Raw genomic sequence first — 9,996 nt, 5'->3', positions numbered from 1 at the left:
GTGCAGCGCCCCGCGCCTGCCCGGCCGGAGCTCTCCATCGTCGTCCCCGTTCACAACGAGGCCGATAATCTGCCGCTTCTCGTCGAGCGCCTGAAATCCGTGCTGACAGGCGTGGTTTCGTCCTGGGAAATGATCTGCATCGATGACGGCAGCCGCGACGGCTCGCTCTCCGTGCTGCGCCTGCTGAACGCCAGCGACCCGCGCATCAATGCCGTGTCGTTCAGCCGCAATTTCGGCAAGGAGATCGCCATCGCCGCCGGGCTCGACCATGCTTCGGGCGATGCGGTGGTGATCATGGACGCCGATCTGCAGCATCCGCCGGAAACCATCCTGACCTTCCTCGCCAAGTGGCGGGAAGGATATCTCAACATCTACGGCCAGCGCGCCGACCGCTCGGGCGAGAGCCGGCTGAAACGCGGCTTCGCCAAGGCTTTCTATCGGGTCTTCGCCAGTTTCGGCGAGACGGAGTTGCCGGAGGGCGCGGGCGATTTCCGCCTGCTTGACCGCCGTGTTGTGGACGCATTGCGCGCCCTGCCGGAGCGGGCACGGTTTTCCAAGGGTCTCTATGCCTGGGTCGGCTTCCCCTCGACCGGCGTGATCTTCGAAGTCGCCGAGCGCCAGCACGGCGTCACCAAGTTCAGCTTCCGCAAGCTGTTCAGCTTCGCCTTCGACGGGTTGTCCTCGTTCTCGACCGTGCCGCTCAAGATAGCGACCTGGACGGGGGTGATCATCGCCCTGATCTCGACCTTCAGCGCCTTGTTCTTCCTGTTGCGGACGCTGCTCTACGGCACCGACCTGCCTGGCTTCCCTTCGCTGATCGTGTCGATCATGTTCTTCTCGGGCATCCAGCTGATTTCGCTCGGGCTGATCGGCGAGTATGTCGGACGCATCTTCGCGGAAGTGAAGCGCCGGCCACTCTACCTGATCGGCGAGCGGGTCGGTTTCAACGCGCGCGCCGTCGATCATCCGCGCGGCGACGCATTGCCGCCATTGATCCGCTAAGAATGGTGCAGACGATTCGGCTTGTTCCGGCGCAGGCGAGCGCGCCTTGGGGCAAGAGCGAGGCCTGGAGTTCGAGCATGACGCCGTCCTCACGCCGGAAACCACATCCCGGCCGCATGCGCTGATGTTCAGGAAGATCCTGTCCGTTGGCGGCTTCACGCTGCTCTCCCGCCTGAGCGGTTTCCTGCGCGACATCGCTCTCGCCGCCGTGCTCGGCGCCGGCGCGATGATGGATGCTTTTTCCGTCGCGTTGCGGCTGCCCAATCATTTCCGCGCGATCTTCGGCGAGGGCGCCTTCAACCAGGCCTATATCCCGGCCTATGCGCGCATCAGGCAGCAGACCGGAGACGCCGCGGCGGCGCTCTTCGCCAACCGCGTCTTCACGCTGAACCTGATCGTGCAGGTCGTTCTGCTCGCACTCGCCCTGCCCCTGATGCCCGAGGTCGTGCGCCTGCTCGCGCCCGGCTTTGCCAACGATCCTCAGCGCTTCGAGCTTGCGGTCGCGCTGACGAGGATCACCTTCCCCTATCTGCTCTTCATCACGCTGGTGACGTTGCTCGCCGCGAACCTGAACGCCGTCGACCGTTTCGCAGCCGCAGCGGCAGCGCCGGTCCTGCTCAACATCTGCCTGATCGCGGCACTGTTCATCGCCTTCCTGTTTCCGAGCGCAGCCTATGCCGCCGCCTGGGGCGTCGCCGTCGCGGGCCTGCTCGAATGGCTGCTGCTGGTGCTTGCGGCCCGGCAGGCCGGCGTGTCGACGGCGCTGACGCGCCCGCGTGTCGATGCCGATGTGAAGAGCTTTCTCAAGGCTTTCGGCCCGGCCGTCATCGGCTCCGCCGGCGTGCAGATCGCGCTGTTCGCCGACACGATCATCGCCTCCCTGCTGCCGCGTGGCGCCTATGCCTCGCTCTACTATGCCGAACGGCTCTACCAGCTGCCGATCGGCGTGATCGCGATCGGGGTGGGTACGGTGCTGTTGCCGACCATGAGCCGCCTGATCGCGGCCGGCGATATCCACGGCGCGGACAAGGCGCAGAACCGGGCCGTGGCGCTGACGCTGGTCATGGCCGCCCCCTTCGCCGCAGCCTTCCTCGCCATCCCGGAGCTGATCGTCTCGGCCCTGTTCGAACGCGGCCGTTTCGATGCGGCGGCAAGCCAGGCGGCGGGCGCAGTGCTGTTTGCCTATGCAATCGGGCTCCCGGCCATCGTGCTGATCCGCTCGCAGGTCTCCGCCTTCCAGGCTCGTGGCGACACCACGACGCCAATGCTGGTTTCGCTTGCCGCCATCGCCGCCAATGTCGCACTCAAGCTGCTGCTCTGGCGCGATTTCGGCGCGCCCGGGCTTGCGTTGGCGACGGCAACCGGAGCCTGGATCAATGTCGGTGCCTTGTTCGTCCTGGCGCTGCGCCGCGGCTGGACGAAACCGGACCGGCAGCTTCCCGGGCTGATCGTCATCACCCTCGCAGGTGGTGTGATTGCCGGGCTGGTCGCCCGTGTGCTCGCGCCCGGTGTCCTGGCCGCACTGGCGCATGTCCCGGTCGAGCCGCGCCTTCTGGCACTCACCGCGATCGGGCTGGTGGCCGCGAGCCTCTATCTCGTGATCGTTGCTGGCGGGTTGAAGGCGGCAGGCCTGTTCCGGCTCCTGCGCTGACCGGCAGATTCGTCAGGCCCTGAGCCGGGCTGCTCCGGAGCGAATGCGCGCGGCGGCCTCCGCAACCATGCGCTCGACGATCTCGGCTGCCGTCGGGATATCCGAAATCAACCCGGCAGCCTCGCCGAAGATCACTGCGGCGCCCTGCGGATCGCCGGCCATGAAAGCCGCCTTGTAGGCCGGGGCCTCCGCTTCGATCACGTCCTTGAGTTCATGGTCCCGGCCAACCCATTTCGCAATGAAGGCGTTGGCGCTGACCCGGATATCGAACGGTCTTGGCCAGTCGAGCTGGCGGACGATATCGGGGAGCGACGAGCGCACGGTCTCGTCCCCCGTCGCGGCGACGGCGACCGCATGGTGATTGGCGTGAACCAAGGCCTCACGGCTCGCCCAGAAACGCGTACCGACCAGAACGCCGTCTGCCCCCAGCATCAGGGCCGCCGCGAGTCCACGGCCATCGGCGATGCCGCCCGCCGCCAGCAGCAAAGTATCAGGGCTTTCGCGTGCGAGCAGATCGGCCACTTCCGGCACGAAAGGCAGGGTCCCGCGCGCTTGACCGTGACCACCGGCTTCGGCGCCCTGCGCGACGATGACGGCTGCGCCGGCCCGCAGCGCCTGCCGGACATGAACAATCGACTGGCACTGGCAGATCATCGGCACGCCAGCCGCCGCGATCTCGCCCGCAAAGGGTGCAGGATCGCCAAAGGAGAGCATCAGCGCCGCAGGCTGATGCTCGAGAACCTTGCAAAGCAAATGCGGCTGCCTCGCAAGCGACCAGGTGATGAAGCCGCAGCCGGTCCGGGTATTGCCGGCTGCGGCGAATTGCTGGTCCAGCCAGGCATCATCGCCGTAACCGCCGCCGATCAAGCCCAGCCCGCCGGCGCGCGTCACAGCGGCGGCCAACGCCCCGCCCCCGGCCAGAGCCATCGGCGCGGACAGGATCGGATGATCGATCCCGAAGCGCTCGGTGAGCCGGGTGGCGAGGCACGCCACAGTGACTAGGCGGTCTTGGAGTGCGCGAAGTCCATGTAGAGTTCGCGCGCCTTGCGGAACAGCGGGCCGGGCTGGAGCGCGGTGTTGTCGATCCGGGAAACGGGCATGACCTTCGAGTAGTTGCCGGAGATGAAGATCTCGTCGGCCTGCTCGAAATCGCTGTAGCGCAGGCTGGTCTCCTCGACCGTGATACCGTCCTGGCGCAGCAGCGAAATGACGCGCTGGCGGGTGATGCCGTTCAGGAAGGTGCCGTTCGCGACCGGGGTCTTCACCACGCCGTCCTTGGCCATGAAGATGTTGGACGTCGCCGTCTCCGCGACATTGCCAAGCATGTCGAGCACCAGCGCGTTGTCGAAACCGGCCGCCTTGGCGGCGCGCAGGACACGGGCATTGTTGGGGTAGAGGCAGCCGGCCTTCGAGTCCGTCGGCATGGTCTCGAGCGTCGGGCGGCGATAGGCGCCCTGCGTCACCGAGAAGCCGTTCGACGGCACCGGCATCGGAGCCTCGAAGAGGCAGAGGCAGAACTTGGTCGACTCAGGGTCGGCCATGATGGTCGAGAGACCGTCTGCCTCGCCCCAGTACATCGGCTTGACATAAAGCGCCGTGCCCGGGGCGAATTTCTTCGCGCCTTCATAGGTCTTGGCGATGATCTCCTCAGCCGACATCGTCGCCTTCAGGCCGAGCGCATGGGCCGAGCGGTTTACGCGAGCCGCATGCTTGTCGAGATCGGGCGCCTTGTCCTCGAAATAGCGAGCCCCGTCGAAGACGGTCGAAGCCAGCCAGCTGGCATGGGTCCGCGGGCCCATGATGCCCGGATTTCCCTCATGCCATTCACCTTCGAACCAGCTCCAGGTTTGCGAATACCAAGCCATAACCATCCTCGATTTTGTCAGTGTTATTGACCGACACCGTCTGCCGCCCCGCCGCGCGCGTCAACATGCCGAAGGCCCTCCGGCAATGACGTCATGTGATGGAAGCAATGCAGCCGGGTGATGGATCACAAGCCAAAGGCGCGGGCGAGCGAAACCACCGCCATGCCGACGACAAGTGCCAGAAGCTCGCTTCGGCGCAGTACCATGCTGCCGACAGCGGCCAGCAGCGCCAGCGCCGCAGCAAGCCCCAGACGCTCGACCAATGGCAGCACGGTTGCGACGACGATCGAGCCCGGCAATGCGGCCAGCCCGCGCCGGACATGCGGCGTGAGAGGGATGAACCCCATCAACACCACGCCCGAGATGCGACAGAGATAGGTGGCGATCGCCATGGCGGCGATCGCTGCCCAGGCTCCCCAGCCGGCGAGATCAGGCAGCGTCATCGAGGAAAGCTCCAGCGACCGCGCCAGAGAGCGCTCCGACGATGATGAAGGCATAGCCATCGACCAGCTTGGCCGTGACAAGCGCCACGATGCCCGCAACCAGCCAGGGCCGCGCCGCCTTCCGGCCACGCCAGAGCGGCACGATCATCGCTGCGAAGAAGATCGGCATCACGAGATCGATGCCATAGCGTCGCGGATCACTCACCAGCGAGCCGAGCAGATATCCCGGCACGGTGGCAAGAACCCAGACAACCCAGAGCAGGAGTCCGCCGCCGATCAGCACGCCGAGATCGCGCCCACCCTCGGCGTGATAGCGCGTTCCGACCAGCCAGTTCGCATCGGTGAAGAAGAACAGATGCAAGGCGTTGAGGGCCCGCGGAAAACGCGAGAACCAGGGCTGAAGCGACGCACCTTGCAGCACCATCCGCGCATTCACCGTCGCGGTGACGGCTGCAAGGCCGGCGATCGCCCCCCAGGTCCATTCCGGCCGCCAGAGTTCCATCGCCACGAGCTGCGCGACCCCGGCATAGACAATCGCGCTCATCATCACGGTTTCCAGCAGGCTCAGGCCCTTCGCCGCGGCGGCTGCACCGAAGGCAACCGCGAAAACGATGATGCCCGGGAGCACCACGGAAATCTTGCGGACTCCCAGAATCATGCCGCGCCAGGTCACGGGCGCGCGCGCTTCCTTCGGGAGTGGGTCGGGTGACGACGTCATGCTTCTTCCATGGACCAAGCAGGCCCCGCGTCAACGGGTCCAGGCGGCGCCGTTGCATGAATTCCATGCAGGGCGGCGCAACGCGGATCAACAGAGGCGACGGAACGCCCCGAGCCCGCTAGCATTCCGCGATGCTCTGGCTGACCTCGATCGATACAAAGGCCTCCACACTCCCCGCGGTCTGGCTGATCCCGACCAGCGAGCGACCGGCCAATCTGATGGAGCGCGCGCGGCTCAGACGTAGCGTGGCTGGGCTCGTGCTGGACCACCAGCTCGGCCAGCCGGCCGCCACCAGTGAGATCGGCCATGACGAGCGGGGCCGGCCGCTGCTCGTCGGCCCCGCTGGCCGCGACCTGCATCTTTCTCTCGCGACGCGCTCAGGCATCGTTGCCGTGGGCCTTGCCGAGCGGCCGATCGGCGTCGATGTCGAGCGGGTGGAGCAGCAAACAGAGCCGCCGCTGGCCGTTCTGCACCCCACCGAAAGGGACATTCTGCTTGCCCTGCCTGCGGCTGAAAGACCGCTCGCCTTCGCGCAACTCTGGAGCGCGAAGGAAGCCTATGTGAAGGCACTGGGCACGGGCTTCGCGCACGCGCCCGAACGCTTCTGCGTGAGCTTCCTGGCGGAAGGATTCTTCACGGTCGAGGACGCGGGCGTTCGCTCCATCGGTCTCGGAGCGGCCCGCCTCATGAAAAACGGCGACCAGGAAGACCTGGCCGCCGCGATTGTCGTTCTTGCCTGAAGGGCGGCTTAGCCGGGCTGGTTCACCGGCTTGCGCTTCAGGACGTAGCCGATGATGCAGACGAGCGCCGCGCCGAGAGCCGCGCTGACATAATGGGGCAGGTTCGCAGGCCCGACGCCGAGCGGGTTGACGTCCGTCGAGACCGCCTTGACCCAGGTCGGCATGTTCACCTGCAGCCATTGCAGCACGGCGATATCACCCAGAATCATCTCTGCCGCGATCCAGCCGAGCAGTGCAGCGCCAATCCAGATCAGGATCGGGAAACGCTCGATGATCGAGGTCAGGAGCTGCGCGCCCATGATGATCAGCGGGATCGAGAGCAGCAAGCCGAAGATGAAGAGCTCAGGGTGGCCCTTGGCGGCGCCGGCGATCGCGATGACGTTGTCGAGGCTCATCACGGCATCGGCGATGGCGATGGTGCGCACGGCCTTCCAGAGATTGTCCGCTGCCTTGATGTCGGTATGCGCTTCCTCTTCACCCTTGGCGAGCTTGACCGCGATCCAGAACAGCAAGAGGCCGCCGACGACCTTCAGATAGGGCACGGCCAGCAGATAGGTGACCACCAGAGCGAAGGCGATACGCAGGCCGACCGCCGCACCCGCGCCGAGCCAGATGCCGACCTTGCGCTGATTCTCCGGAAGGGAGCGGACGGCAAGCGCGATCACCACCGCGTTGTCGCCGGACAAGAGCAGATCGATCCAGATGATCTGCAGCAGCGAGATCCAGAATTGGCTCGACGAAAAATCCATTTTACGGTCAGTCCTCTATCAAGTTGCCGGGTCGGGCCGGCGTGATTTCAGCCAATAGCCAAGGCCGAGAACCAGCAGCGCTCCAAGGATCGCCGCCGGATATTCAAGCTGGTGCATCACTGCTGCACCAAATTGCGATGCGAACCAGGGGTCGCTATCGAGCATCTCGCCCGCGACCCAGCCGAGCAGCCCCGCCCCCGCCCAAACCAGGAGCGGGAACTGGGCCAGCAGGCGGGTGATCAAGGAGGCGCCGACGACGATCAGCGGGATCGAGATCACCAGCCCCGCCACCAGGAGCGGAATCGAGTCCTTGGCGACCGCAGCGATCGCCAGGACATTGTCGAGGCTCATGACGATATCGGCGATCGCAACCGTCTGAACGGCCTTCCAGAGCTTGCTGCTGGCGGCGATGGCGTCGTCGTCACCCTCGCCATCCTCCAGAACCAGCTTCACGGCGATCCAGAACAGCAGCACCGCGCCGGCGATGCGCAGGAAAGGCGCGCTCAGGAGCGAGGCCACCACGACCGTGAACACGACCCGCAGCAGCACGGCGACAATGGCGCCAAGCGCAATGCCCTTGGTGCGTTGCGCCGGTGCCAGCGCCCGACAGGCGAGCGCGATCACAACCGCGTTGTCGCCCGACAGCACGATGTTCAGCACGATGATTTCGAAGAGCTTGCCCCAGAGGAGGGGATCGGCCAGCGAAGCAGCGGTGAAATCCATGGATGAAGCAGCCTCTCGCGGAATATGATCGCTTTCTAGCCAATACCCTGGCTGGAGTCGCGCCCTTCTTGCTCAGCCCAGCGCTTGCTCGACTGCTCTGCCCGCAGCCTCGGTGCTCAAGGTTCCGCCGAGATCGCGCGTGCGCGTCCGGGCGTCTCCAAGGGCACGCTCGATCGCGGCCTCGATGGCCTTTGCGGCCTCGCGCTCGCCGAGATGGTCGAGCATCATCGCGCCTGACCAGATCTGGCCGACGGGATTGGCGATGCCCTGGCCGGCAATGTCGGGCGCCGAGCCGTGAACGGGTTCGAACAGCGAAGGGAATTCACGGGTCGGGTTGATGTTCCCCGACGGCGCGATGCCGATCGTGCCGGTGCAGGCCGGCCCGAGATCGGACAGGATGTCACCGAACAGGTTGGAGGCGACCACGACGTCGAAACGATCGGGATTCAGCACGAAATGCGCGGTGAGGATGTCGATATGGTACTGATCGACCGCGATATCCGGATAGTTCTTGGCCATCTCCTTCACCCGCTCGTCCCAGTAGGGCATGGTGATCGAGATGCCGTTCGACTTGGTGGCCGAAGTCAGCTTCTTGCGCGGCCGGCGCTGGGCGAGCTCGAAGGCGTATTTCAGCACGCGGTCGACGCCGACGCGGCTCATCACCGTCTCCTGCAGCACGATCTCGCGCTCGGTGCCGGCATACATGCGCCCACCGACAGAGGAGTACTCGCCCTCGGTGTTCTCGCGCACGACAAAGAAATCGATATCGCCCGGCTTGCGGTTGGCCAGCGGGCCAGGCACGCCGGGCATCAGCCGCACGGGGCGGAGATTGACATACTGGTCAAATTCACGCCGGAACAGCAGCAGCGAGCCCCAGAGCGAGATGTGGTCCGGCACCTGCGCCGGCATGCCGACAGCACCGAAATAGATCGCGTCATGCCCACCGATCTGGTCCTTCCAGTCGTCGGGAAGCATCTTGCCGTGCTTGGCGTAGTAGTCGCAGGAGGAGAAATCGAAGCTGTCGCAGCGCAGCTCGAAGCCGAACTTCTTCGACGCCGCTTCGAGCACCCGCAGACCTTCGGGCATGACCTCCTTGCCGATGCCGTCGCCGGCGATCACAGCGATGCGGTAGACGCGATTGGTTCCGGTCATGTGTCTTCTCCGAAGAAAGCCGTGAATTCGGCAGCGACGAGATCGGGGATCTCCTCCGCCAAATAATGGCCACCGGGCAAGGGCCGGCCTTGGACATTCTGTGCACGCTGGCGCCAGAGCGCCAGGGGATCGAAGCAGCGCCCGATCACGCCCTGCTCGCCCCAAAGCGCCAGCAGGGGCTGCTCAAGCTTGCGGCCACCATCCTCGTCGTCATGACGGAGGTCGATGGTCGCGGCCGCGCGATAATCCTCGCAGCTCGCGTGAATCGTCGCCGGATCGGCGAAGCAGCGCAGGTAGTGTTCAAGCGCCTCAGGCGCGAAAGGGGTCAGACCGGCGGAGCCCGAGCCGCATTTCTTCAGCCAATAGGCCTTGGAATCAGCACCGATCATGCGCTCGGGAAAGGGCGCGGGCTGGATCAGGAAGAACCAGTGCCAATAGGCACGCGCGAAGGCGTCGGTGGTATTGGCATAAATCTCGCGCGTGGGCGCGATGTCGAGCGTGGCGAGCCTCGTCACACGGCCTGCGTGGTCGAGCGCCATGCGATGGGCCACGCGCGCGCCGCGATCATGCGCCCCAACGGCAAACCGATCATGGCCAAGCGCAGCCATGACCTCGACCATGTCCTGCGCCATCGCACGCTTGGAATAGACAAGATGAGCGGCATCGGAGACAGGCTTCTCGCTGTCGCCATAGCCACGCAGATCTGCACACACCAGGGTAAAATGCCGCTTCAGCCGGTCCGCGACCTTGTGCCAAAGCGCATGCGTCTGCGGATAACCGTGCAGCAGCAGCAAGGCCGGCCCCTCCCCGCCTGTCCGCACGCGAATTCGCGCACCCGACGTCTGAACGTCGAGCAGGCGAAAGCCAGGGAAAAGGCTGTCCGCAACGGGACATTCGGAGATGGTCATACAGCCAGGGCACGTTGAAACGATCAGCAGCCGATAGCGCGATTG

At 65.4% G+C, this 9,996-nt stretch carries 11 protein-coding genes; 3 read left to right on the top strand and 8 right to left on the bottom strand.

Translation table 11 applies throughout. The annotated features are described in order from the left end of the window. Together AC1D34_RS07740 and murJ are read left to right on the top strand one after the other, a co-directional pair. The gene (locus AC1D34_RS07740) at nucleotides 1-1,002 is read left to right on the top strand and encodes a glycosyltransferase family 2 protein (RefSeq protein ID WP_476823921.1); all 1,002 of its coding nucleotides are present in this window, start codon (nucleotides 1-3) and stop codon (nucleotides 1,000-1,002) included. 124 nt (nucleotides 1,003-1,126) lie between these two features. Next, nucleotides 1,127-2,653: a murein biosynthesis integral membrane protein MurJ gene (murJ, locus tag AC1D34_RS07735; RefSeq protein ID WP_441489227.1), complete on the top strand. Its 1,527-nt coding sequence runs from the start codon at nucleotides 1,127-1,129 to the stop codon at nucleotides 2,651-2,653. Between the two features lie 12 nt (nucleotides 2,654-2,665). Here murJ and AC1D34_RS07730 read toward each other — a convergent pair whose 3' ends face one another. The 4 genes from AC1D34_RS07730 to AC1D34_RS07715 all read right to left on the bottom strand — a co-directional run bounded on the left by AC1D34_RS07730 (nucleotide 2,666) and on the right by AC1D34_RS07715 (nucleotide 5,679). After that, nucleotides 2,666-3,646, bottom strand: a complete 981-nt coding sequence (locus AC1D34_RS07730) for an NAD(P)H-dependent flavin oxidoreductase (protein ID WP_476823920.1) — start codon at nucleotides 3,644-3,646, stop codon at nucleotides 2,666-2,668. A gap of 5 nt (nucleotides 3,647-3,651) precedes the next feature. Continuing rightward, nucleotides 3,652-4,518, bottom strand: a complete 867-nt coding sequence (locus AC1D34_RS07725) for a branched-chain amino acid aminotransferase (protein WP_441488977.1) — start codon at nucleotides 4,516-4,518, stop codon at nucleotides 3,652-3,654. Nucleotides 4,519-4,643: 125 nt separating this feature from the next. Then, nucleotides 4,644-4,961, bottom strand: a complete 318-nt coding sequence (locus AC1D34_RS07720; protein WP_113515472.1) for an AzlD family protein — start codon at nucleotides 4,959-4,961, stop codon at nucleotides 4,644-4,646. Continuing rightward, nucleotides 4,948-5,679, bottom strand: a complete 732-nt coding sequence (locus tag AC1D34_RS07715; protein ID WP_441488976.1) for an AzlC family ABC transporter permease — start codon at nucleotides 5,677-5,679, stop codon at nucleotides 4,948-4,950. The genes AC1D34_RS07720 and AC1D34_RS07715 overlap by 14 nt, the downstream gene beginning before the upstream one ends. Before the next feature lie 257 nt (nucleotides 5,680-5,936). On the opposite strand from AC1D34_RS07715, the gene AC1D34_RS07710 reads away from it, so the two are divergent. After that, nucleotides 5,937-6,419 carry a 4'-phosphopantetheinyl transferase family protein gene (locus AC1D34_RS07710; protein WP_476823919.1) on the top strand — a complete coding sequence of 161 codons (483 nt, stop codon included), beginning with the start codon at nucleotides 5,937-5,939 and terminating at the stop codon, nucleotides 6,417-6,419. Between the two features lie 8 nt (nucleotides 6,420-6,427). Here AC1D34_RS07710 and AC1D34_RS07705 read toward each other — a convergent pair whose 3' ends face one another. The 4 genes from AC1D34_RS07705 to AC1D34_RS07690 form a co-directional block, all read right to left on the bottom strand. Further along, the gene (locus AC1D34_RS07705) at nucleotides 6,428-7,168 is read right to left on the bottom strand and encodes a TerC family protein (protein ID WP_441488974.1); all 741 of its coding nucleotides are present in this window, start codon (nucleotides 7,166-7,168) and stop codon (nucleotides 6,428-6,430) included. An 18-nt stretch (nucleotides 7,169-7,186) separates the two neighbouring features. Continuing rightward, complete coding sequence (locus AC1D34_RS07700) at nucleotides 7,187-7,891, bottom strand: TerC family protein (RefSeq protein ID WP_441488973.1); 705 nt, start codon at nucleotides 7,889-7,891, stop codon at nucleotides 7,187-7,189. A gap of 72 nt (nucleotides 7,892-7,963) precedes the next feature. After that, complete coding sequence (locus tag AC1D34_RS07695) at nucleotides 7,964-9,043, bottom strand: tartrate dehydrogenase (RefSeq protein WP_069877427.1); 1,080 nt, start codon at nucleotides 9,041-9,043, stop codon at nucleotides 7,964-7,966. Beyond that, complete coding sequence (locus AC1D34_RS07690) at nucleotides 9,040-9,837, bottom strand: alpha/beta fold hydrolase (RefSeq protein WP_476823918.1); 798 nt, start codon at nucleotides 9,835-9,837, stop codon at nucleotides 9,040-9,042. The genes AC1D34_RS07695 and AC1D34_RS07690 overlap by 4 nt, the downstream gene beginning before the upstream one ends. Between the last annotated feature and the right edge of the window lie 159 nt (nucleotides 9,838-9,996).

It is taken from the genome of Allobosea sp. P1_A7 (assembly GCF_056406775.1).
Note: the sequence above shows the minus strand (reverse complement) of the source record. Positions and strands in the feature narration are given on the sequence as shown.